The organism is Aeromonas sp. Marseille-Q5825 (genome assembly GCF_946892685.1).
Classification (GTDB): Bacteria; Pseudomonadota; Gammaproteobacteria; order Enterobacterales; family Aeromonadaceae; genus Aeromonas; species Aeromonas rivipollensis.
Map to the genome: position 1 here is coordinate 450,030 of NZ_CAMPOU010000003.1, position 22,628 is coordinate 472,657.

Below are 22,628 nucleotides of genomic sequence, written 5' to 3' on the forward strand. Positions count from 1 at the left end.
ATCAATAAGTTACTAACTGGCACATTCATTGCTCTCTCTAATAAGCCCTCCTGGCATATGGAGACAGAGCATGAAAACATATATTGCACTGGCAATTATTTCCCTTTCCGCATTCGCACAGCAGTCGCAAGCAGAGAATCGTGTTGATCTCGGCTCGCAAGCGCTCAGCAATATTCGTGGCGCCATGGGTGTCAATATGGTTGCCGGTAATAACAACCAGCAGGGCAACCTCGCCGCCATAGCACTATCAGGGCCGGCCATCGTTCAATTTAGCCAACAGAATCAATCCACTACCAATCTCAATGGCAACCAGAGCGTGGCCATTCTGGGCTCGGCGCTCAGCCAGAGTCAGGGGCTGGTCGGGATCAATCAGGGCGCAGGTGAGGCCAACCAGCAGCTCAATGCCTTCGCTTTGTCGCTGGATGACAGCGGCATCGGCGTGGTGACCGACATCAACCTCAGCACCAGTGTTGCAAAGACACCTTCAGGCAAGGTGCCCCCCAACACAACCACCAGTATCTATCTGGATGACAACGCCCTGACGGGCAGTAAAGGCGTCATCCAGGTGAACCAGGTCACGGGACAGGGAAACCAGGCAGTCAACATGGTCTCCCTGCCTCTGGCTGGCGCAGTAACGACATCCCCATGATGTCGCAGGGATCGGAAGCCGAGTCCAGGGGCGTAGGTTCAGCCGATGGGCAAATCTTCCACAGAAAGTTCAATGGAGAGACTCATTATGCGTGGACTTATTTATAGCTCATTAGCCGCTGCGGTTGTCATGGCCATGTCGGGCACCGCCTCCGCCGATTCTCGCGGTGACAAGGATGAGACAGGGGCAACCTTGACCAAGAAGGTCAAGGCAGAGGTCGATGTAGAGTACGAAGGCACTGTCCGTGTCGGCGGCTATATCAATGTCAACAAACTCGGCATGGCGGTGGTGGACAACCAGCAATCCAGCTCCATGATCGGCACTGCCAACACAAGAACGGAGAACACGAGCAAGATCGACGGCTCGTTCAAGGATGCATCCGGTAACGTCGGTGCCAACGTGGCCGCTGGTGACTCCAACGTACAAGGCAACAGCGCTTCCCTGGCTGCCTATGACGAAGTCGATGCCGCGTTCATGGAGGGTCGTGGCTATCCCGGTCAAAACGGGGCTGCCGGTGGCTCTTCGGATGCCGAGATCTTCTCCGACCAGAGCGCCAGCCATAACTGGACCTCCAACAAGGGTCATCAGAACAAGGCCGGGATCGGCGATGGTGCGTTCAAGGATGCTGCGGGCAACATAGGTGCCAATGTGACATCTGGCTCGGGTAACGTGCAGGCCAACAACATGGCGGCCTCCGTGTCCACCGGTAACATGGCCGTGGCCACCGTCGCCAACAGCCAGAACGTCTCCAATAACCGCACCACCAACGAGAGCCTGAGCGCCACCAAAACCGTGGACAAAAGCCTAGTTACCATGGGGTTCGTGGCTGGTGGTTTCTACAGTGGAACCAGTAAGCAGTCCAATGACGTCTATCCGGAAATCTGGAAAGACGGGGATCACCCGGGTGGTGACGAAATGTGGGGTCATATCGACTACGACAATCAAGGTAAAAACGACGGCAAGTTCGAATTCAAGGAAGTTGGCAACGTGGCGCTCGCAGGTGCCGCTGTTGGCTACATCCCCGTGATCAACACCTATACCAGCCGCGAAACCTTCAACCGGGCAACCATCGATGGCGGCGCCTTCAACGGTGCCGTGGGCAACATCGGGGTGAACGTGTCGTCGGGCACCAACAACCTGCAAGCGAACAACCTCTCGCTGGCCGCAGGTTTTGCCGAGTAATGTTCTTCAGAGGGGGCCTTTGCGCCCCCTTTTTTTCAGGACATGGAGGTCTCAATGCGCTGGCTACTGCTGTTGTTATTCTGCCCTGCTGCCTGGTCGGCCAATATGCCATTAGGAGAGCATCTCCCGGCACTGGGGGATCTCAACAAACCGGTACAGAGCATTCTGGAGCGCCGTTATGCCAATATCGAGCGCCAACATACAGATTTCAGCTGTGGGGCTGCCGCAGTCGCAACCATACTGCGCTACTCCTACGGCCATGTAACCAATGAACGCTGGGTGATGGATGGCATGTTGGCCATGGCAGACCCGGCACAGGTCAAACACTATGGCTTCTCCATGCTCGACATGAAGCAATATTTGCAAATGCTCGGCATGCGCGTCAGAGGGTATCGCCTGGGAGATGAAAAACTGCGGCAGGTGAGAGTACCCACCATAGTGCTGCTCAATATTCGCGGCTATCAGCACTTTGCCGTGCTGCGTGCCATCGATCGCCACGACCGTGTCTATCTGGCAGATCCGGCCCTCGGAAATCGTGTCATTACGTTCCAGGAGTTCAAGGAAAGCTGGAACGGCATACTGCTCGCCGTTATTGGTGCCGGTTATCGCCCGGATGCGCCTCTGGCCAATCCTTCTCCTCCACTCTCTGCCAGAGGAAAAGATGGGCTGTTCGCCCCCGTCAATGAAACATCCTTGCTGGAATTTGGTTTTCAGCACAAAGAGCTAATGTGAGGTCATCATGAATACCCGACCCGCTATATGCCTCATCTGCAGTCTGGGTGGCTTTGCCTGCCCACTGCTGGCCGATTCGGATCCTCTGGCACTGCTGTCAGACCATTTTGCTCCTGAACTGGCCGATGGAGAGCTGGCCCATTTACGCGGTCGCTATGTCAGTACCCACGGGATCAGCTATTTCGGCATCGAGTTCATTTCAACCCTGACGACGGCTCAGGCCCAGCAAACTGCCGCCATGAACCTGGCGCTGAGCGTGGTGCAAAATAAACCCAAACTGGATGTACGCATCAAGGATGAGGTCAAGACAGTAACAACGACGCCTCCGAGTGCTCCCGTACAAGGCGCTGGCCTGGTGCAGGTAGTGCAGTTGGAGGGGAGCGGCAACAGCTCGGTGAACCAGGCGGGTATTACACTGACGGCCCCCGAAATGACGGGGCAGATCGTCTCCGCGGGTAATTACGAGCATCAGGGGAACCTTGGCACTGCTAGTTACCGCGTTTCAGGCAATTATGCCGGGCTGCAACTAAACTCGTCCGATGGACGAGTCCGATTGGAACAGAGTTTGAGAGGAACCGATTTCAGTCGAGGTCTGCTGCAACTCAATAGAGTCAGGGGTGACGGTTTGCAGACGCTCAATCAGACCAGGATCTGGCTTTCTCGCTGAGAACAGATGAATCCCATGGACTGAACTATAAAAAGGATAATAAACAACAAGGACGTATCTCGATGAAACAGTCTACCGTGCTGTTGATTGCACTGACCCCTTTCGCCTGCTGGGGCGCGACCGCAGAGGAAGAGGCCCTACAACAACAGCTTGATCAGCTGCGTCAGCAATTGATCCAGCAAAATCAGGCACTCCATCAGTTACAGGCCCGCCTGGAGGCCGTCAAGGCCACCGGTGCGACCGCGGTCGCCGCAGAAGGGGCTGTCGCCGCGGCCCCCTCCCAACCTGACCCGGCTCGCCGGGCCCCCGAAGTCGGTCGCAGTACCGAAGACCTCATGATCGAGCAGCACAACGTATTCGATCGTGCGTTGACCCTCGATTTTGGCCTCTCTTATCAGCACTACAATCGCAAGGATCTCGCCCTGCGCGGTTTTCTTGCCCTGGACGCCATCTTCCTTGGAGAAATCAATCTCGACAGAGTCCGCTCCGATCAATGGACGGCAGACCTGGTGACCCGTTACACCCTCAATGATCGCTGGCAGCTGGAACTGGCCGTGCCCTATATGTACCGCAACACCAACTACCAGAGCACCGGCAAGGAGAACTCCAGTCGTGAGTTTGAGGAGCAGACCGTCAGCGATGGCGGGCTCGGCGATCTCAGCCTCGCCATCTACTACAGAGTCCTGGCCGAGGATGAAGATTGGCCGGATCTGGTCTGGAACCTGCGGACCAAGGCGCCGACCGGCAAGGATCCCTACGGGATAGAGATCATGACCTCGGAGTCCGGCAACCTGATGGTCCCCAAGGATCTCGCCACCGGCAACGGGCTCTGGCAGTTGTCCACCGGCTTCTCCCTGGTCAAGACCATGGACCCCGCCATACTGTTCGCCAACCTCAACTATGGCCACAGCCTCAAGCAAGACTTTGACGATGTCTCCTACCAGCCCGGCGATCAGCCAGGCAGCATCCAGCTGGGTGACTGGTATGAATATGGATTGGGGGTCGCGTTTGCACTGAACGAGCGCTTCAGCCTCTCCTTCAACATCAACCAGCGCATCACCCTTGAATCCAGCCAGGGAGCCGAAGGCTTTGACATGGAGAAGGTCACCGGCTCAGATGCCAACGCAGCCAGCTTCGGGATGGGGTCAACCTGGGCCATTACGGACAAGCTCTCCATGGCGGTCAACTGGTCGGCAGGGCTCACCACGGATGCGCCCGATTACAGCATAGGGCTGCGCTTCCCCTACAGATTCTGAGACCGGCGACTCGATGCAGCCTGAGCTGGCAGATAATGGCGCCACACCATTGAAGCTGGCCCAGGTTGTTCACCCAGAACAGAGGGAGGCATGATGCCTCCCTCTGTCGTTTCATCTGCCTCCTGGCTGCCAGCGACCACCTGTGGGCAGCCGCGTCTCCGTGAAAGGAGTGCCTGGGGCACCCTCGCACTCAACACACATCCACCCAACAGGGAGCGCCTCCCCCTATTGAGCCACCGAATCACCAGAGGCTCATGCCCTTCACCATTCGGCCGTCATGACGCCATAGCGCGATCATCGTTTATGAGCGACCCCAGTTTTTCTTGCAGGGTAAGCGGCACCTCTGCGGTACAGGGGATGGCTTGCCACTCCCCCTTATGCGACAGCCGAATCACCAGAGGCTCATGCCCTTCACCATTCGGCAGTCATGACGCCATAACGCGAACGGCGTTTATGGGCGTCACACCCCCAGCCTGTCTCGCAGGGTATACCAGGCGGCCCCCGCGGCGGTGAAGGGGATGCGGAACAGACGCCCGCCCGGGAAGGGGTAGTGTGGTAGCTTGGCGAAGGCGTCGAAGCGCTCCGCCTGGCCACTCAGCACTTCCGAAAGCAGCTTGCCCGCCAGATGGGTACAGGTCACGCCGTGGCCGCTGTAACCCTGCATGTAGTAGATGTTGTGACCGATACGGCCAAACTGCGGCAGGCGCGACAGGGTCAAGAGGAAATTGCCGGTCCAGGTGTACTCAACCTTGACGTCCGCCAGCTGGGGGAAGGTCTTCTGCATCTTGGGGATGATCAGCCGCTCTATGTCTGCCGGATCCCGCGCCCCATAGACAACGCCGCCGCCGTAGATCAGCCGGTGATCCCCTGTGGTTCTGTAGTAGTCGAGCAGGTAGTTGCAATCTTCCAGGCAGTAGTTCTGCGGCAGCAGGGAGCGGGCCCGCGCCTCCCCCAGTACCTCGGTGGCGATGACTTGCGTGCCGCACGGCATGCTCTTGCTCGCCAGCTCTGGCACCAGGTTGCCGAGATAGGCGTTGCCGGCCACCACCACGAAGCGCGCCTTCACCGCCCCCTTGGCCGTCTTCACCAGGGCAATCTGGCCCGGAGTGATGCTGGTGACGGCGGATTGCTCGAAGATGCGACCACCCAGGGTGCGGATGGCTTCCGCCTCCCCCAGCGCCAGGTTGAGAGGGTGGATATGGCCGCCGCGCTTGTCCAGCAGGGCGCCGATGTAGCGATCGCTTGCCACCACCTCACGCACCCCTTCGGCATCGAGCAGCTCCAGCTGATCGTTGCCCCACTTCTGCCAGCGGGCATGTTGTGCCTTGAGCTCGTGGAGCTGCTTCTGGGTCTCGGCGGCAAAGACCCCCCCCTGCTGCAGATCGCACTGGATGTTGTAGCGCTGGATCCGCTCGCGGATGATGTCTCCCCCCTCAAACAACATGGAGCCGAGCAGCCTGGCCTGATCCGGCGGGCAGTTCGCTTCTATGGTGTCGATGTCGCGGCTGTAGGAGTTGACTATCTGGCCGCCGTTGCGGCCGCTGGCGCCAAACCCCACCCTGGCCGCCTCCAGCACCACCACCTTGTAGCCCTTCTCCACCAGGTGCAGGGCGCTGGAGAGGCCGGTATACCCGGCCCCTATGACGCAGACGTCGCACTCAAGCTGCTCGGTGAGCATCGGGTAGGGGGCGTGCTGGTTGGCACTGGCTGCGTAGTAACTCTTTACATGTTCGGTCATGATCCCTGCTTCCTTACCGGTTCGTTTCCAATATTCGCGCTGTTCAATGTCAAAAGCTGGCGGGGGTGTGGGCGCTGACGATGCGGCAGACCTGCCCCGACGGATTGCTGAAGCTGTGGGGCTCACCGGTGTCGATCACATAGCTGTCCCCGGCGCACAGCTGATAGGTCTGCCCGGCCAGGCTCAGCACGACAGAGCCCTCCAGCACTGTACCCACCTCCTCCCCCAGGTGCTTGACCTGCCCCCCGGTGTCCGTGCCTGGGGCATAGGTCTCCAGCATGAAGCCGAGCTGGCGACGATTGTTGCCGTTGTGCACCAGCTTCATGGAGACCCCCTGGCTGCCCAGCTCGATGAGCTGCTCCGCCTTGATCACCACGCTCGGCGCCCGCGCCTCCTCCTCGGCGAAGAAGCGGGAGAGCGGCAGCTCGTAGACGCTGAGCAGCTTCTGCAACGAGGCGACCGAGGGGCTCACCTTGTTCTGCTCTATCATGCAGATGGCACCGTGAGTCAGGCCGCTCAGCTCGGCGGCCCGGCGCTGGGAGAGCCCGAGGCGACGGCGAAGGAGGGCGAGCCGCTCCCCCATGGTTTTATCCATCCCTTTGTCAGACAAGGGGTTATCCGTCATGGTCTGCCACTGGACCTCACCTTGTGGTTGCTGCATCCCCACCTCCTTGTATGGCCATTCGAATACCTTGTGGCGGCTGGTTAAAATAATGCGTCAATCCCGGCACCCTGTTCGCTATCCTGCACAGCTGAGAGCGTTCATTATTTTGCACACCTCACCGAATGAGAAACGCTAGAATCGACCTGAGAGCCCCATTTCTAGCATGCACCGCACCATTCACTCAAATATATTTAACACTTGAAAAACATTTCGGCTCACTTTATGGTCGTTACGTGCTTATTATTCTATACGGTGGCACCACGGGATGAGTTGGCCACCCAGACCCACAATCGAGGCTTCCTATCTATGTCAGCATCACAACCCGCACTCTCCCTGATCAAGTCCCTTGCCTATATAGATGGCCGCTGGTGCGAGGCCCATGGCGGACAAAGCTTCGAGGTCCTGAATCCGGCGACCGGCCAGCTCATCACCCAGGTACCCGACATGGGCGAGGCGGACACCCGGCTCGCCATAGCGGCGGCTCACAATGCCCAGCCCGCCTGGGCTGCCCTCACCGCCAAGGAGCGCGGCAGCCGGCTCCACGCCTGGTTCGAACTCATCATGGCCAGTCAGGATGAACTGGCCCGCATCATGACCTGCGAGCAGGGCAAGCCGCTCGCCGAGGCCAAGGGGGAAGTGGCCTATGGCGCCAGCTTCATCCAGTGGTTCGCGGAAGAGGGCAAGCGCGCCTATGGCCGCACCATTCCCGGTTTCTCCGGCGACCGGCGCCTGGCCACCATCAAGCAGCCGGTGGGTGTGGTGGCCGCCATCACCCCCTGGAACTTCCCCATCGCCATGATCACCCGCAAGGCGGGACCTGCACTGGCCGCCGGTTGCACCATCGTCATCAAGCCTGCCGCCGAGACACCGCTGTGTGCGCTGGCGCTGGCGGCCCTGGCCGAGCAGGCGGGCATCCCCGCCGGGGTCATCAACATAGTCACCTCCCATCAGGCGGCTGCCGTGGGCTACGAGCTGTGCCGCAACCCCAAGGTGCGCAAGCTCTCCTTCACCGGCTCCACCCGCATCGGCAAGCTGCTGATGCGCCAGTGCGCCGACACCATGAAGCGGCTCTCCCTGGAGCTGGGTGGCAACGCCCCCTTCATCGTGTTTGACGATGCCGACCTCGACGCCGCCGTGGCCGGGGCGCTCGCCTCCAAATACCGCAACGCCGGCCAGACCTGCGTCTGCGCCAACCGCATCCTGGTGCAGGCCAGCGTCCATGACGCCTTCGCCGAGAAGCTGGCCGCCGCGGTGCGTGGCTTCAAGGTGGGGGATGGCATGGGTGAAGGCACCCAGATCGGCCCCCTCATCAATGCCGCCGCCGCCGACAAGGTCGCCTCCCTGGTCAGCCAGGCCGAGGCCGCCGGGGCCAGCGTGCTGGTGGGGGGGCAAGCCCACCCCGCCGGCCCGCTCTTCTACCACCCCACCATCCTGACCGGCGTGACCCGGGACAACCCCATACTGCAGGAGGAGATCTTCGGCCCCGTCGCCCCCCTGGTGCGCTTCGAGACCGAGGCCGAGGCCATCGCCATCGCCAACGACACCCCTTATGGCCTGGCCGCCTACTTCTATGGCCGCGACATTGCACGGGTGTGGCGGGTGGCCGAGCAGCTGGAATACGGCATGGTGGGCATCAACGAGGGGATCATCTCGACCGAGCTGGCGCCCTTTGGCGGCATCAAGGAGTCGGGGCTGGGTCGGGAAGGGGCGGCAGAGGGGCTGGAGGAATACCTCGAGACCAAATACCTCTGCTTTGGCGGCATCCGTTGATGCTCATGCCCCTCAGAGGCATCGCTGAAAAAGATGTCTCTGACACCAGTCCATCGTTTTTATAGATAGACATGGGCGCCAGCTCGGCCTCACGAGAGCCTCGACGGCGCCCTGCGGTACGCCACCCGCGCCCCGCACCAGACATGCCGCCCTGCCAGATGGCAGTGCGCGGTTCAATCGACGAGCAGATTGCACAGGAATATCAGGGGCCATGCCCCTCAGGGAGGAAAGATGAGTCAGTCAGAACAGCATTCAAACCAGGCGTGGCAAGCGCGCCGTGAAGCGGCCGTGGTACAGGGCGTCGGCACCCTGCTGCCGGTCTTCATCGACCGGGCGAAAAACGCCGAGCTGTGGGACGTGGAGGGCAACCGCTACATCGACTTTGCCTCCGGCATCGCCGTGCTCAACACCGGCCACAACCACCCCAAGGTGGTCGCCGCCGTGCGCGAGCAGCTCGAGAAGTTCAGCCACACCTGCTTCCAGGTCACCCCCTACCCGGGCTATATCGAGCTGGCCGAGAAGCTGAACGCCCTGGTGCCGGGCCCGACCCCCAAGCGTACCCTCTTCCTCTCCACCGGCGCCGAGGCGGTGGAGAACGCCATCAAGATAGCCCGCGTCCACACCGGCCGCAGCGGCACCATCGCCTTCAAGGGCGGCTTCCACGGCCGCACCATGATGGGGATGGCGCTCACCGGCAAGGTGGTGCCCTACAAGACCGGCTTCGGCCCCTTCCCGGGGGAGGTCTATCATCTGCCCTTCCCGGCCGACTACCTGGGGGTGAGCGAGGCCGATGCCCTGGGGGCGCTGGATCTCTGCTTCAGCGCCGACATCGAACCGGCCCGGGTGGCCGCCATCATCATAGAGCCGGTGCAGGGTGAGGGGGGCTTCTATGTCGCCTCCCCGAGCTTCCTGCAAGCCTTGCGCAAGATCTGCGATCAGCACGGCATACTGCTCATCTGCGACGAGATCCAGACAGGTTTCTGTCGCACCGGCAAGACCTTCGCCACCGAATACAGCGGCGTCGAGCCGGATATAATGACGCTCGCCAAGAGCCTGGCAGGCGGCTTCCCGCTCTCGGCCGTGGTGGGCAAGAGCGAAATCATGAACGCCGCCAAACCCGGTGGTCTGGGCGGCACCTATGCGGGCTCCCCCATCGCCTGCGCCGCCGCCCTGGCGGTGCTGGAGGTCATCGAGGAGGAGCTCCTGAACCAGCAGGCCCTGGTGCAGGGAGAGCAGATCAAGGCGCGCCTGCACCAGCTGGCGGAGCGGTTTGACAGCATAGGCAACATCCGCGGCCCCGGCGCCATGGTGGCCATGGAGCTGGTCAAGGGGCGCGATGCCACCAAACCGGACCCGGATCTCACCAAACGGCTGGTGGCAGAGGCAGGCAAACGGGGCCTGGTGCTGCTGGCCTGCGGCGTGCGTGCCAACGTCATCCGCTTCCTCGCCCCCCTCACCGCCTCCCCGGCGCTGATCGACGAGGGACTCGACCTGCTGGAGCAGGCGCTGGCCGCCGCCAGTCAGGGTTAGTGCCCGCGTTTCTCGCTGGCACGAACAATATCGTCAGATAACGACAGGCCGTCCATCGCGGATGGCCTGCTTATACGGTATCATCTCGCCCCCAAAAATGATGGCAGGAGCACTTGGCTCCCTCTGTGACCAGTCACCCTGTCATGGGGCCCTGCCCCTGCTCGGCAGGCGGGCCCTTCACCACTGCATTCTTAGGAGACGGCCCCATGGCCCCACGCCCTGCGCGACTGAAACAAACCCTGACCCTGTGGCAAGTGGTCGTGATGGGCCTGGCCTACATGACCCCCATGGTGGTGTTCGATACCTTCGGCATCGTCACCGACATCACCCAGGGTCATGTCACCACCGCCTACCTGCTGGCCCTGGTCGGGGTGTTGTTCACCGCCTCCAGCTACAGCAAGATGGTGCGTCACTACCCGATCGCGGGCTCGGCCTACACCTATGCCCAGCGGGAGTTCTCCCCCGTGGTGGGCTTCATGGTGGGCTGGTCCTCCCTGCTCGACTACATCTTCCTGCCGATGATCAACATGCTGCTGGCCAAGATCTATCTGAGCGCCCTCTTCCCCGGCGTCGAGCCCTGGATCTTCATCCTCGGCATGACGGTGCTGATGACCGCCATCAACCTGCGCGGCATCGATCTGGTGGCTAACCTCAACGGCCTCATCATCTTCATCCAGGTGGCCATCATGCTGGTCTTCCTCGGCCTGATCGCTCATGGGGTCTATCAGGGGGAAGGGGTCGGCACCCTCAGCCTGCAGCCCATCTACAGCAGCAGCACAGAGATCTTGCCGCTGCTGACCGGGGCCACCATCCTCTGCTTCTCCTTCCTCGGCTTCGACAGCCTGAGCGCCCTCTCCGAGGAGACCCCGGAGGCCGGCAAGGTGATCCCCAAAGCCATCATCCTGACCGCCCTGCTTGGCGGCCTCATCTTCGTGGTGGTGGCCTATGCCCTGCAGCTCTACTTCCCGGATGCCTCCCGCTTCAAGGCGCCGGACGCCGTGCTGCCGGAGATCGCCCTCTATGTCGGCGGCAAGCTGTTCCAGAGCGTGGTGCTGGTCTGCGCCTGCGTGGCGGTGCTGGCCTCGGGGCTCTCCTCCCACGCCGGTGTCTCCCGCATCCTCTACGTGATGGGACGGGACAAGGTGCTGCCCCAACGCACCTTCGGCTACATCCATCCCAAGTGGCGCACCCCCGTGTTCAACATACTGCTGGTGGGCCTGCTGGCCTTGTCGGCCATCAGCTTCGATCTGGAGATCGCCCTGGCGCTGATCAACTTTGGCGCCCTGGTGGCCTTCACCGTGGTCAATCTGTCGGTGATCTCCTGCTACTACCTGCGTCAGGGGCGCAACAAAACCTGGCAGGATCGCCTGCAATACCTGGTGCTGCCCCTGCTCGGGGCAGGGACTGTGGCCATACTCTGGCTCAACCTGGAGCAGACCTCCCTGGTGCTGGGGCTGATCTGGGCCGCCATCGGCGGGATTTACCTGTTTTTGCGCACTACGGTCTGGCGGGTCTCGCTGCCGAGCCAACCGGCGGCAAGCCTTGCCAGCAGCGGGCTGGCCCCCCTGCCGTCGACACAGGAATAGGCGCGGTTTATTGATGTAAACCCTGTCCTTGCGCATTCTCTTGCCGGGAATGCCGATCCTGGCTTGTCATCCCCCCCCATCTGGGGCAAAATGCGCGCCGATTTGAATAACCGATGTGATCCTCACATCGGTTATTTTTCATTTTGAAAACAAGTGTCTACTTCGAGGCCGGAACCACTCCGGAAATGATATCTAGGTTCAGATGGACCTAATGCCGCAATGAGGAAAAACATGGGGCTCTTATTGGCTTTGTCTCCGGTTGTCGCCGGAACCTGCTTTGGTCGCCGCGCGACCAACGTCTGTGGTTTGCATACCGATCCGCTGCGGATGCGAGAAACCAGTCCCATGGCCTCACGCCATTCCACCTCCTGCCTGCCGTGCAAGGAGGAAGCCTGAGTGAGCCAGCAACCCGTTCGTCTGATAAAAACCCTCAGCATGTGGCAAGTGGTGGTGATGGGCCTGGCCTATCTGACCCCCATGGCAGTGTTCGACACCTTCGCCATCGTCGGTGACATCACCGAGGGCCGGGTCGCCACCGCCTACCTGCTGGCGCTGGGCGGCATTCTGCTGACCGCCTTCAGCTACGGCCATCTGGTGCGCCGCTTCCCGTCCGCAGGCTCCGCCTACACCTATGCCCAGAAGGTGTTCCACCCCTATGTGGGCTTCATGGTGGGCTGGTCCTCCCTGCTCGACTACATGTTCATGCCGATGATCAACATACTGCTGGCCAAGATCTATCTGACCGCCATGTTCCCGAACGTCGATCCCTGGATCTTCATCTTCGGCCTGGTGACAGTGATGACCTTCCTGAACCTGCGCGGCATCAAGCTGGTGGCCAACCTCAACGGCTTCATCGTCTTTATCCAGGTTGCCATCATCCTCACCTTCCTCGGCCTCATCGCCTGGGGACTGCTGCACGGCGAAGGGACAGGCACCCTGCTAAGCAGCCGCCCCTTCCACCTGGAGTCCGCCGGCATGCTGCCGCTCTTCACCGGCGCCACCATTCTCTGCTTCTCCTTCCTCGGCTTCGACGGCCTGAGTTCGCTGTCGGAAGAGACCCCGAACGCCGGCAAGGTGATCCCGCGCGCCATAGTGCTGACGGCGCTCATCGGCGGCATCATCTTCGTCACCGTCTCCTACAGCCTGCAGCTCTTCTTCCCGGATCTGGCCCGCTTCAAGGAGCCGGACGCCGTGCTGCCGGAGATCGCCCTCTACGTCGGCGGCACCCTGTTCCAGAGCGTGGTGCTGGTGTGCACCACGGCGGCCGTGCTCGCCTCCGGCATGGCGGCCCACGCCGGCGTGTCGCGCATTCTCTACGTGATGGGGCGCGATCGCATGATACCGGAGCGGGTGTTCGGCTATATCCACCCCACCTGGCGCACCCCGGCCATCAACGTGCTGCTGGTGGGGGCCCTGGCCCTCTCCGCGGTGTCGTTCGATCTGGATATGGCGCTGGCGCTGGTGAACTTCGGCGCCCTGGTGGCCTTCACCTTCGTCAACCTGTCGGTCATCGGCCAGTTCTGGGTGCGCGAGAAACGCAACAAGAGCCTGAAGGATCACCTGCTGTTCCTGGTGCTGCCGCTGCTGGGGGCCGCCACCATAGGGGCGCTCTGGATCAACCTGGAGCAGAGCTCCCTGGAGCTTGGCCTCATCTGGGCGGGGATCGGGGTTACCTACCTCTTCCTGCGCCTGGCGGTGTTCCGCATCCCCTTCCGTCAGTACGAGGAAACGGCCGACGGCCAGTAAGTCCAGTCACCAAAAGAAAGAGGGGAGCTAGCAGCTCCCCTCTTTTTATCCTGGCCTGGCCGATTGCGCCGCCCTGTCGCTGGCGAGCAGATGCTCAGTAGACGCCCGTTTTACGCAGCACAGCCCTGCCCGCCGCCTGCGCCGGATCATTCACCGCGTTTTCGACCCGCGACTTGGTATTGCGCGCCTTGTTGTAGGTCTCGTCCACCCCGGTGGCCTGAGCCGCCTTGCGTTTGGCGTAGTCGGCGGGGTCATCCACCGCGTTCTCGACCTGCGCCTTGGTGTTGCGCGCCTTGTTGTAAGCCTCGTCCACCCCGGTGGCCTGAGCCGCCTTGCGTTTGGCATAGTCAGCGGGATCATTGACGACATTGTCTACCCGCTGCTTGGCACTCGCCGCCGAGCAGCGACTGTTCACCCCGGTCGCACTGTTGACGGCAGAACCGATCGCGACCTGTTCGGCGCTGCAACCGGAAGAGAGGGGGTTCGCCTGGGACGGCAGAGAGAGCAGGGCCAAGGGAAAGAGAAGAAGGGACCAAGGTTTCATGATCATGACTGACTCACCATTGCTAATAACATGACCAGACAGTCTACCCCTGCGGGGAGGAGAGTGTTACCTGAACCCCTGTCATCTCGCCCTTAACGCGTCAATTTCTAACGCAACCCACCGAAACACCAGTTCAATCAACCAAAACAATAAAATTTAACAGAACAAATGCACAACAGAGATACACCGGAGGCTCGCTGTCACCAAAACATCATAAAAGTGTCACTTTGTCATATTTCTGTCATGGAGCCTTGTTGTAATGCGCCCGTCCATTTCAACGCAGAACGACCCCAAGAGGCCATATGCACAGCACCGCATCTTCCGCACCCCAGCAGACCCGCCGTCCCGGCCCCCTGTTCAACTGGCTCGCGGTGATCACGCTGATCTACCTGATCCTGGTCGCCGTTGGCGCCGTCTCCCACGGCTTCAAGGGCTTCTCCGGCGGCGCCGAGGGCGCGGCCCAGATCTTCGCTTTCGCCAACAACCCCTTCGTTGCCCTGCTGCTCGGCATCCTGGCCACCGCCCTGGTGCAATCCTCCAGCACGGTCACCTCGGTGATCGTCGGCCTGGTGGCCGGTGGCCTGCCCATGAATATGGCCATCCCCATGGTGATGGGGGCCAACCTCGGCACCACCATCACCAACACCATAGTCTCCCTCGGTCACATCCGGGACAGGGAAGAGTTTCGCCGCGCCTTCGCCGCCGCCACAGTACACGACTTCTTCAACCTGCTGGCGGTCTTCATCTTCCTGCCGCTGGAGCTGATGTTCGGCCTGCTGCAGCAGAGCGCTGAGTGGATCTCCGGCCTGCTGATGGGCTCAGCCGACATGTCGATGAAGGGGATGGACTTCATGAAGCCCCTCATCTCGCCGTCGCTGGATCTCATCGACTCGGCCGTCGCCTTCCTGCCGGGCAAGGGCCCCGCCATCGCCACCATAGTCATCGGCATACTGCTGATCCTGGGTTGCGTCACCAGCCTCGGCAAGGTGCTGCAACGGGTCATGGTGGGCCGTGCCAAGGAGCTGCTGCACAAGGCCCTGGGTCGTGGCCCCCTGACCGGCATCGCCTCCGGCACCCTGGTGACTGTGATGGTGCAGTCCTCCTCCACCACCACCAGCCTGATGATCCCCCTGGCCGGCGGCGGCGTGTTCAACACCCGCCAGCTCTACCCCTTCACCCTGGGGGCCAACATAGGCACCACCATCACAGCCCTGCTGGCCGCCACCGCCATCAGCGGTGCCGGTGCCCAGCTGGCGCTGACCATAGCCCTGGTCCACGTGCTGTTCAACCTGTTTGCCGTGGTGCTCATCTACGGGGTCCCCTTCCTGCGGGAGCTGCCCATCAAGGCCGCCGAGACCCTGGCCCGGGTGGGCAGCGAGAACAAGCTGCTGGCGCTGGGCTATGTGGCCGGGCTCTTCTTCGCCCTGCCCGCCCTGATGATGGTGGCGGTGAAGTAATCCGCCACATGAGACGAGGGGGCCAGGTTCTGGCCCCCTCGTCCTCTGTCAGCCCCGTCACATCCTCCTGCGTCCCACTCGCCCTCCCTCCCCGACTGGGATAAGATGCCGTTCTCATTGCACTCTTTGCATTTCAGGGAATAGGAAAACCGATGAAATTCATTCTGATAGCCTTGCTCGTCGCCGGGGTGGCCTACTACTTCTACTCCAGCAGCAACAACAAGAAGTTGGCCGAAGAGAACGTGCGCAAGGGCGCCGAGTTCCTCGCCAGCAACAAGGAGAAGCCCCTGGTGACCACCACGGCCTCCGGCCTGCAGTACGAAGTGCTGACCCAGGGCAGCGGCACTGTTCACCCCACCGCCACCAGCAAGGTGAAGGTGCACTACGAGGGCAAGCTGCTGGACGGCACCGTATTCGACAGCTCGGTCGCCCGCGGCGAGCCCATCGAGTTTGGCCTCAATCAGGTGATCAAGGGCTGGACCGAAGGGGTGCAGCTGATGGTGGAAGGGGAGAAGACCCGCTTCTACATCCCCGCCAATCTTGCCTACGGCGATCGTGCCGCTGGTAAAATTCCACCTGGCTCGGTGCTGATCTTCGACGTTGAGCTGCTGGGTATCCAGTAAGCTGCCGCCGCCCGACGGGGCCTTGACGACAAAGCCGGCGCAGTGCGCCGGCTTTGTCGTTTCTGCGCCATTTCGTTCGCCCTTACAGCTCAGACTATTAACCAAAAGTGAACGGTGCTTATCCATAAAGCCTGATTGTTAACCCAACCATTGGGGCAGATAATGACCACATAGTCAGCGGCATGTCGCCCTGACCTCGGGTTTTCGGTGCGCAGCACGCATCGGCACAACGCATATGGAGTCTGTCATGGCTATCGCCCCCGTCTGGTTCATCTCCCACGGCGCCCCGGATCTGGTGCTGCGGGATCAGCCTGCCACCCGGTTCCTGAAACAGCTGCGCCTTGAGGGTATCAGGGGGCTGGTGGTTCTCTCGGCCCACTGGTTCAGTCGCAGCGAGCTGCAGCTCAACGTCGAGCCGAACCCGGCCCTGATGTACGACTTCTACGGCTTCCCCGAGCCCCTCTATCGGATCCGCTGGCCGGCCAAGAGTCCACAATGGCTGCAGGAGGCGGTGAGCGATCAGCTGCTGCTGGCGGGCTTGCCCGCCACTGCGGTAAACCGCGAGCTGGATCACGGGGTCTGGTCGCCCCTCTCCCTGATGGATCCCCAGAGCGAACTCCCCCTGGTGCAGCTCTCCATCCCGGCCGGCTTCACCCCGGCCCAGCTGTGGCAACTGGGGGAGGCGCTGCAGGGCCTGCGTGCGCAGGGCATCGCCATCCTCGCCTCCGGCGCCATCACCCACAACCTGAAGGCGCTCGGGCCGGACGACAGCCCCGTGCCCCGCTGGGCGAGCGATTTCGTGCACTGGCTGGAGCAGACCATGGATCAAGGTGACAGGGCGGCGCTGGAAGATTATCGGGCCCGGGCACCGGGCGCCGTGGAATCCCATCCCCATGACGATCACCTGCGTCCGCTGTTCGTGGCGCTCGGGGCGGCGGGAAGCGACAGGCCGACCAGGCTGCACCAGAGCTGGGACTATGGCAGCCTCTACATGGGTGCCTACAGGTTCGGTTGATCCCGGCAACGCCTGGGTACGGATGGCGGCTCACGCCGCCATCTTTGTGCCTTTCATGCTGGCTGCGGCCAAATAAGGGACTCGTTATAGCCATTTTCCGGTAGAATGGCCGCCTTTGGCCCAGACCCGGCAAGGATGGCTGTCCCGTTCCAGGTGGCATGATGAACCTCTATCGATCACTGATCCTGCTCTGTCTGCTGTTCATCCAGCCTGCGCTGGCCTTGACGCTGCACAGCCGTCACGACCCCGAGATAGCCCCTCCCCGCTGGTCCAAGGCCGAGCAGGGCTGGTTGCGGCAGGCAAGGCAACTGCGGGTCGGCCTTCTCGCAGAGGATTACCGCCCCTTCAGCATGATCGTCTCAAAGCACAGGTTCGAGGGGATCTCCGCCGATTACCTCGGCATCCTCGCCCATCTACTGCAAAAGCCCCTGTCACTGCACCTCTTCGCCGACAAGGAGAGCGCCCTGCTCGCCCTGCGCCGGGGAGAAATCGATCTGGTCAACCTCGGCAACCTGACCCTGGCGGACACCGAGGCCTCCAAGATCCGCCTGAGCAACCCCTACTTCAGCAGCGCCCTGGTCTTCTCGACCCCCAAACCCTATCAGGGCCCCCTGCTGGCACCGGGCCAGCGCGTCGCCGCCGTAGTGGGGCAGATTGATACCCAGAGGTTCAGGCTCTACTACCCCACCCTCACCCTGGTGACCCATCCCTCCAACATGGAGGCCTTCGACGCCGTCTTCTTCGGCCGCCAGGAGATACTGCTCAGCGACGCCCACGCCATGCACTACCTCAACAGCGAGCGCTTCGACCACCTCAGGCAGCGCGGCGAGGCACAACCCAGCCTGGCACCGGCCGACTTTCGCTTCGCGGTCTCCGCCCGGGTGCCGGCCCTGCTCGGCCTCATCAATCGCGGCCTGGAGGCCATCGACGACGGAACCCGCAACGCCATCTTCAGCCAGTGGAACGGGCCCATACGTGACATGAATGACAGCGCGAGCGAGCGCTATGACGCCGCCGAGCTGGCCTGGATGCGCCAGTCTCCCCCCATCAAGGTGTGGCTGATGGACAACCTCTACCCCTATGGCGCCATGGATCACGACGGCCAGCTCACCGGCATGACGGTCGACATGCTGGCCAAGGTGAGCAAGCGCACCGGCCTCACCTTCGAGTTCATCCGCTTCGACTCCGACCGGCAGCGGGACAAGGCCATCCGATCGGGGCGCCTCGATCTCATCGGTGCCATCTCCCGGCCCGTGGCCGAGCGCTATGGCCTGCGCCCCTCGGTTCCCTATGCCTCGGACGACATCTACGTGATCCTCACCCATCAGGGGGAGGAGAGCATGGACTCGCTGCAGAGTCTGGCGGGCAAGCGCGTGGGGATGACCCGCCATACCCCGCTCGCCGATCAGCTGGAGGGCAGCAGTCTCACCATCATGGAGAGCGCCGAGGAGGCGATGCAGGCCGTCGAGGGGGGCAGGCTGGATGCCGCCATAGTGCCGCTCTATTTTGCCCGCCACGCCCTGGACAATGATCCGCGAACCCGGCTGCGCATCGCGGGGCCCGCCGATGACGAACCCATACGAATGGGCTTTGCCAGCCAGCCCGGCAACGAGATGTTGATGAATATCCTCGACAAGACACTGCTCGCCATCCCGCCCAACGAGCTGGCCATGACGAGCTACGAGTGGCGCAACCGCAAACTGCCGGTGCCGGGCTTCATCGAGCGCCACGCCCACGCCTTCTACCTGTTGTTTGCGGTGCTCCTCGCCCTGGCCCTGGTGCTGATCTATCGCAACCTCATGCTCAAGCGGCTGGCCCGCGCCGAGCAGGCATCCCGCCAGCAGTTGGAGGCCCACGTGAGGTTCATCAAGGCGCTCGGGGAGAGTCAGCCCCACCCCATAGTGGTGCGGGACAAGAGCGGCAAGGTATTGTTGTGCAACAGCAAATACCTGGCCCAGCTCGGTGCCCGCCCGGAAGAGGTCATGGGTCAGCCCTTCGCTCAGGGATTGGAAGGGCTGATCGACTCCCTGAGCATCTCCGCCCTGGAGCAGGACTTTGCGAAGGTGGTGCAGCATGGCCAGCCCATCTTTGCCGATCGGATTTTCAATCGCGAAGGGAGCCAGACCCACATCTATCACTGGATGGTGCCCTACTTCGATGCCGAGGGGGCCATCAGCGGGGTGATCGACGGCTGGATCGACATCACGGACCGCAAGCAGCTGGAGGAGGCCCTGCGCCAGGCCAAGCTGCAGGCCGACAGCGCGAGCCGGGCCAAGAGCGACTTTCTCGCCACCATGAGTCACGAGATCCGCACCCCCATGAACGCCATCCTCGGCATGCTGGAGCTCGCCACCGAAGATCCCGCCCTCAGTCGCCATAGCGCCGAGCTGCTGCGCATCGCCGCGGACTCGGCGAACGGTCTGCTGGATCTGCTCGGGGATACCCTGGATATCGCCAGCATAGAGGCGGGCCAGATGACCCTGACCCCGACCCCCTGCGAGCTGACGCCGCTGCTGCTGTCGGTCACCCGGGTGTTCGGGGGCATGGCCGGGCAAAAGGGGCTGGCCTATAGTGTCGAACTGCCCGTCACCCCCCTGCCGACTGTGCTGATCGATTCCCTTCGACTGCGCCAGATCCTATTCAACCTGATCGGCAACGCCATCAAGTTCACGGAGCAGGGCGAGGTGAGCATTAGCGCCGCCCTGACGGGAGACACCCTGCACGCCCCCGTGCTGCACCTGGTCATCGCAGACACCGGAGTCGGCATCCCGGCGGACAAGCTGCCCCAGCTGTTCACCCCCTTCTACCGTGCACACTCCCCCGAGCAGTACCCGGGCAGCGGCCTTGGCCTGAACCTGGCCCGCATCCTGTGCCAGATGATGGGAGGAGAGATAGGCATCGACAGCGAGACGGGACGGGGGACCCGCCTCGAGATAAAACTACCCCTGACCCTGGCCACCCCGGCTCTCCCGCAGGTGACGGCCCCCCTCCCTCCCCGGGAGCCAGGGCCCCGGCTGCGGATACTGGTGGTGGATGACAACCATGCCAACCAGATCCTGCTGCGCCAGCAGCTCAAGCACCTGGGACACGAGGTGAGCGTGCGCAGCAACGGGCTGGAGGCCTTGCGCGCCGTCGGCAGCCACCCCTTCGATCTCGTCATCACCGACTGCCAGATGCCGGTGATGGACGGCTTCGAACTGACGCGCAACCTGCGCGCCCGTGGCCATGAGCTGCCGGTCTGGGGCTTTACCGCCCACGCCTTGCCCAGGGAGCGAGAGCTCTGCCTGGCCGCCGGCATGAACGACTGCCTGTTCAAACCCATAGGCCTAGCCCGCCTGCGCGCGGCGCTGGCCGAACTCGGCCGGGAGGCATGACGGGGCGCCATCGGGGGTGTGAAGGGGGAAGAGAGAGGCGCTGGGTGAGGATAAGCACGGTGGAAACCCGCCCTGGTGCAAGCCAGGGACTGACTTCTCAGCCATGCGGGAAAGAGGCCCATGCGAGGGGCCGGCCATAAAAAAAGGCGCTGTCCCAATTACATGTTGAAAGGCTAACCTTGAAGTAGGTCATCACCTTGAGGGCCTCCATCATGGATACCCAAGCCTTTCAACATCTACTCTCTCTCTTCCCACTGCTCACCTTGCGCCAGCGTCGCCTCGCGCAACATGAACTCACCACCCCTCACCCCATCACCTCGTTAGCCACCCAACTCCCCCCTTGCCAATGTTGCCCTCACTGCCAGGCCGGGGCCGCGCAGTTGGCTCCCTGGGGCTGGAGTCGAGGACTGCGTCGCTATCGCTGCAAGCAGTGTCTGCGTACCAGCTCCGTTCTCACCAAGACGCCGCTGGCCCGACTTCGCAAGGCACAGTGCTGGGAAGACTATGCCCAGGCCCTCATCGACGGGCTGACCGTGCGACAGGCTGCCGTCCGCTGCGGGGTCTGTAAAAACACCGCCTTTTTGTGGCGTCACCGCTTCCTGAAAGCCATGGCGAGCCACCAGGCGGTACGGGAAGAGGGTATCGTCGAGGTCGATGAGACCTTCTTCCTGGAGTCGTTTAAAGGGCAACGTGGTTTGCCCCGCCCGGCCCGCCATCGTGGGGGCAAAGGCCGTACCCGAGGCACAGGGTCGGATTACATCCCGGTGATGGTGGTTCAGGACCGGGCTGGCCACCATGCGGATTTTCAGTTGGAGAAAATGAATGCCGAGACGGTGATAGCGGTTTTGACACCCCTTGTCTCGTCAGATGCGGTGTTGTGTAGCGATGGCGCCGGGGTGTATACCAGTTTCAGCAAAGCGCAGGGAGTGACCCATCAAGTCGTGCGCAATCGTCAAGGCGAGCGCGTGGTTGGCGCGTACCACATCCAGCATGTGAACGGGTACCACAGGCGTTTGAAAGAGTGGATGGAGCGGTTCCATGGGGTAGCGACCCACTATCTGAGGAATTATCTGGGTTGGCGAAGGATGCTGGAGCGCTATGGACGGGAAGTGACTATCCCACGTTGCTTGCATGAGGCGCTGGGGCGCCCCATGCAACACGTAATTGGGACATAGCCTAAAAAAAGACAGCCTGGGCTGTCTTTTTTCATTGTGGGCAAGGGATCAGTAGAAGATCCGCTCGCCCCGTTCGCTCATCTTGAGCCACACCGGTTTGGTGCTGGTCTTGTTCCAGATCCGGTGCAGGTAGCTGTAGAAGCGGGCGCGATCGCGGCGAAACAGCATCACAGGGAAGGCGAGCAGACCCACCATCAGTACGAAGATGCGGCGAAGGATTATCTGAGTCAGGGAGAAGGGATGAAACATGATTTAACGCCTCACTGGTAAGACCACTGAGCAAAGATTACTCCACAAACTGTAGGATTACTACACCAACAAGCCCCTTTTTTTATAAAAAAACCGCCTAAAAACCAGAAAGTGAAACTGGGTTACATTATTTAACCAAAGAGTAACAAGGCTGGCAAAAACTACGCCTTGGGCAAGAGTTAGAACATGGGCAGATGAATGGGGGGAGAAGCACATGAAACTGGCAGATGTTGCTGTCCTGAGCGTGCTCGGTCTGCTCGCCTGGTCACAGTGGCAGGAGTGGCGACTCAATCGGGATGACTCCATCACGCTGGCGTACCAGGGAGTGCCCGTCGTCAGCCTGTGGCAGTGCGGTCAACTGAAGCAGAAGATGGCCGATCTGACCGACCACGCCGCCGAGCTGCAACTTCAGTATCGGGGGCAATCCCTCGACGAGATAAGTCACTATCTGCAAAGAGAGTGGCGCAAGCAGGGCTGCGAGCTGTTATTGACCCAGCAAGGATATTGAACGCAAGGGGATATGCCGAAACACGTTTCCGGGATGAAACAGGGCATGGAACAAGAATGAAACTAAGGAAGAATATGGAGGCACGTTCCGGAGTCGAACCGGACTAAACGGATTTGCAATCCGCTGCATAACCGCTTTGCTAACGCGCCATGCTGACAAGACT

The 22,628-nt window shown here is 61.6% G+C and carries 19 protein-coding genes and 1 tRNA gene; 15 read left to right on the plus strand and 5 right to left on the minus strand.

The window, feature by feature from the left end; genetic code table 11:
* The first annotated feature begins 70 nt into the window (after positions 1 to 70).
* The 5 genes from OC537_RS10315 to OC537_RS10335 all read left to right on the plus strand — a co-directional run bounded on the left by OC537_RS10315 (position 71) and on the right by OC537_RS10335 (position 4,486).
* Positions 71 to 649, plus strand: coding sequence for a hypothetical protein (locus tag OC537_RS10315; protein ID WP_234570209.1), 579 nt, complete (start codon positions 71 to 73; stop codon positions 647 to 649).
* An 87-nt stretch (positions 650 to 736) separates the two neighbouring features.
* Positions 737 to 1,831 carry a hypothetical protein gene (locus OC537_RS10320; RefSeq protein WP_262110975.1) on the plus strand — a complete coding sequence of 365 codons (1,095 nt, stop codon included), beginning with the start codon at positions 737 to 739 and terminating at the stop codon, positions 1,829 to 1,831.
* Positions 1,832 to 1,885: 54 nt separating this feature from the next.
* Complete coding sequence (locus OC537_RS10325) at positions 1,886 to 2,563, plus strand: C39 family peptidase (RefSeq protein WP_106886187.1); 678 nt, start codon at positions 1,886 to 1,888, stop codon at positions 2,561 to 2,563.
* 7 nt (positions 2,564 to 2,570) lie between these two features.
* Entirely contained in the window at positions 2,571 to 3,230 is a 660-nt protein-coding gene (locus OC537_RS10330; protein ID WP_106886186.1) for a hypothetical protein, read from the plus strand.
* Between the two features lie 62 nt (positions 3,231 to 3,292).
* Positions 3,293 to 4,486, plus strand: coding sequence for a transporter (locus OC537_RS10335; protein WP_262110976.1), 1,194 nt, complete (start codon positions 3,293 to 3,295; stop codon positions 4,484 to 4,486).
* Between the two features lie 460 nt (positions 4,487 to 4,946).
* Here OC537_RS10335 and OC537_RS10340 read toward each other — a convergent pair whose 3' ends face one another.
* On the minus strand, positions 4,947 to 6,224 hold the full coding sequence (locus OC537_RS10340; RefSeq protein WP_262110977.1) for an NAD(P)/FAD-dependent oxidoreductase: 1,278 nt from the start codon (positions 6,222 to 6,224) through the stop codon (positions 4,947 to 4,949).
* A 49-nt stretch (positions 6,225 to 6,273) separates the two neighbouring features.
* Complete coding sequence (puuR, locus tag OC537_RS10345) at positions 6,274 to 6,885, minus strand: HTH-type transcriptional regulator PuuR (protein ID WP_111910023.1); 612 nt, start codon at positions 6,883 to 6,885, stop codon at positions 6,274 to 6,276.
* 309 nt (positions 6,886 to 7,194) lie between these two features.
* Between puuR and OC537_RS10350 the strand changes: the two genes are divergently transcribed.
* The 4 genes from OC537_RS10350 (at position 7,195) to OC537_RS10365 (ending at position 13,520) form a co-directional block, all read left to right on the plus strand.
* Positions 7,195 to 8,658 (plus strand): NAD-dependent succinate-semialdehyde dehydrogenase, encoded by a 1,464-nt coding sequence (locus tag OC537_RS10350; RefSeq protein WP_262110978.1) that lies wholly within the window; start codon positions 7,195 to 7,197, stop codon positions 8,656 to 8,658.
* Between the two features lie 231 nt (positions 8,659 to 8,889).
* A complete protein-coding gene (gabT, locus tag OC537_RS10355; protein ID WP_262110979.1) occupies positions 8,890 to 10,188 on the plus strand; it encodes a 4-aminobutyrate--2-oxoglutarate transaminase in 1,299 nt (432 codons plus the stop codon).
* Between the two features lie 206 nt (positions 10,189 to 10,394).
* Complete coding sequence (locus OC537_RS10360; RefSeq protein ID WP_262110980.1) at positions 10,395 to 11,774, plus strand: APC family permease; 1,380 nt, start codon at positions 10,395 to 10,397, stop codon at positions 11,772 to 11,774.
* A 435-nt stretch (positions 11,775 to 12,209) separates the two neighbouring features.
* Positions 12,210 to 13,520: an APC family permease gene (locus OC537_RS10365; RefSeq protein ID WP_106887887.1), complete on the plus strand. Its 1,311-nt coding sequence runs from the start codon at positions 12,210 to 12,212 to the stop codon at positions 13,518 to 13,520.
* 94 nt (positions 13,521 to 13,614) lie between these two features.
* On the opposite strand, the gene OC537_RS10370 is transcribed toward OC537_RS10365, so the two are convergent.
* Complete coding sequence (locus tag OC537_RS10370) at positions 13,615 to 14,070, minus strand: hypothetical protein (protein WP_262110981.1); 456 nt, start codon at positions 14,068 to 14,070, stop codon at positions 13,615 to 13,617.
* Between the two features lie 296 nt (positions 14,071 to 14,366).
* On the opposite strand from OC537_RS10370, the gene OC537_RS10375 reads away from it, so the two are divergent.
* From OC537_RS10375 to OC537_RS10395, 5 genes are all read left to right on the plus strand, one after another.
* Positions 14,367 to 15,521, plus strand: coding sequence for a Na/Pi cotransporter family protein (locus OC537_RS10375; protein WP_262110982.1), 1,155 nt, complete (start codon positions 14,367 to 14,369; stop codon positions 15,519 to 15,521).
* A gap of 152 nt (positions 15,522 to 15,673) precedes the next feature.
* Complete coding sequence (locus OC537_RS10380) at positions 15,674 to 16,144, plus strand: FKBP-type peptidyl-prolyl cis-trans isomerase (protein ID WP_106886177.1); 471 nt, start codon at positions 15,674 to 15,676, stop codon at positions 16,142 to 16,144.
* A 247-nt stretch (positions 16,145 to 16,391) separates the two neighbouring features.
* Entirely contained in the window at positions 16,392 to 17,159 is a 768-nt protein-coding gene (locus OC537_RS10385; protein ID WP_262110983.1) for a DODA-type extradiol aromatic ring-opening family dioxygenase, read from the plus strand.
* A gap of 161 nt (positions 17,160 to 17,320) precedes the next feature.
* On the plus strand, positions 17,321 to 20,533 hold the full coding sequence (locus tag OC537_RS10390; RefSeq protein ID WP_262110984.1) for a response regulator: 3,213 nt from the start codon (positions 17,321 to 17,323) through the stop codon (positions 20,531 to 20,533).
* A 212-nt stretch (positions 20,534 to 20,745) separates the two neighbouring features.
* Positions 20,746 to 21,708, plus strand: coding sequence for an IS1595 family transposase (locus OC537_RS10395; protein WP_262110985.1), 963 nt, complete (start codon positions 20,746 to 20,748; stop codon positions 21,706 to 21,708).
* Positions 21,709 to 21,756: 48 nt separating this feature from the next.
* On the opposite strand, the gene OC537_RS10400 is transcribed toward OC537_RS10395, so the two are convergent.
* Positions 21,757 to 21,957 (minus strand): YbfA family protein, encoded by a 201-nt coding sequence (locus OC537_RS10400; protein WP_025327782.1) that lies wholly within the window; start codon positions 21,955 to 21,957, stop codon positions 21,757 to 21,759.
* A gap of 214 nt (positions 21,958 to 22,171) precedes the next feature.
* Between OC537_RS10400 and OC537_RS10405 the strand changes: the two genes are divergently transcribed.
* A complete protein-coding gene (locus OC537_RS10405) occupies positions 22,172 to 22,465 on the plus strand; it encodes a hypothetical protein (RefSeq protein ID WP_262110986.1) in 294 nt (97 codons plus the stop codon).
* Positions 22,466 to 22,540: 75 nt separating this feature from the next.
* Here OC537_RS10405 and OC537_RS10410 read toward each other — a convergent pair.
* A tRNA-Cys gene (locus tag OC537_RS10410) sits at positions 22,541 to 22,614 on the minus strand.
* Positions 22,615 to 22,628: the final 14 nt, after the last annotated feature.

Bases quoted from the DNA above. Each gene is read 5' to 3' on its own strand.
- OC537_RS10395 (WP_262110985.1), top strand. From the start codon at position 20,746: ATGGATACCCAAGCCTTTCAACATCTACTCTCTCTCTTCCCACTGCTC.
- OC537_RS10390 (WP_262110984.1), top strand. From the start codon at position 17,321: ATGAACCTCTATCGATCACTGATCCTGCTCTGTCTGCTGTTCATCCAG.
- OC537_RS10375 (WP_262110982.1), top strand. From the start codon at position 14,367: ATGCACAGCACCGCATCTTCCGCACCCCAGCAGACCCGCCGTCCCGGC.
- OC537_RS10320 (WP_262110975.1), top strand. From the start codon at position 737: ATGCGTGGACTTATTTATAGCTCATTAGCCGCTGCGGTTGTCATGGCC.
- OC537_RS10405 (WP_262110986.1), top strand. From the start codon at position 22,172: ATGAAACTGGCAGATGTTGCTGTCCTGAGCGTGCTCGGTCTGCTCGCC.
- OC537_RS10365 (WP_106887887.1), top strand. From the start codon at position 12,210: ATGTGGCAAGTGGTGGTGATGGGCCTGGCCTATCTGACCCCCATGGCA.
- OC537_RS10315 (WP_234570209.1), top strand. From the start codon at position 71: ATGAAAACATATATTGCACTGGCAATTATTTCCCTTTCCGCATTCGCA.
- OC537_RS10330 (WP_106886186.1), top strand. From the start codon at position 2,571: ATGAATACCCGACCCGCTATATGCCTCATCTGCAGTCTGGGTGGCTTT.
- puuR (WP_111910023.1), bottom strand. From the start codon at position 6,885: ATGCAGCAACCACAAGGTGAGGTCCAGTGGCAGACCATGACGGATAAC.
- OC537_RS10340 (WP_262110977.1), bottom strand. From the start codon at position 6,224: ATGACCGAACATGTAAAGAGTTACTACGCAGCCAGTGCCAACCAGCAC.
- OC537_RS10335 (WP_262110976.1), top strand. From the start codon at position 3,293: ATGAAACAGTCTACCGTGCTGTTGATTGCACTGACCCCTTTCGCCTGC.
- OC537_RS10380 (WP_106886177.1), top strand. From the start codon at position 15,674: ATGAAATTCATTCTGATAGCCTTGCTCGTCGCCGGGGTGGCCTACTAC.
- OC537_RS10350 (WP_262110978.1), top strand. From the start codon at position 7,195: ATGTCAGCATCACAACCCGCACTCTCCCTGATCAAGTCCCTTGCCTAT.
- OC537_RS10370 (WP_262110981.1), bottom strand. From the start codon at position 14,070: ATGATCATGAAACCTTGGTCCCTTCTTCTCTTTCCCTTGGCCCTGCTC.
- OC537_RS10385 (WP_262110983.1), top strand. From the start codon at position 16,392: ATGGCTATCGCCCCCGTCTGGTTCATCTCCCACGGCGCCCCGGATCTG.
- OC537_RS10325 (WP_106886187.1), top strand. From the start codon at position 1,886: ATGCGCTGGCTACTGCTGTTGTTATTCTGCCCTGCTGCCTGGTCGGCC.
- OC537_RS10400 (WP_025327782.1), bottom strand. From the start codon at position 21,957: ATGTTTCATCCCTTCTCCCTGACTCAGATAATCCTTCGCCGCATCTTC.
- gabT (WP_262110979.1), top strand. From the start codon at position 8,890: ATGAGTCAGTCAGAACAGCATTCAAACCAGGCGTGGCAAGCGCGCCGT.
- OC537_RS10360 (WP_262110980.1), top strand. From the start codon at position 10,395: ATGGCCCCACGCCCTGCGCGACTGAAACAAACCCTGACCCTGTGGCAA.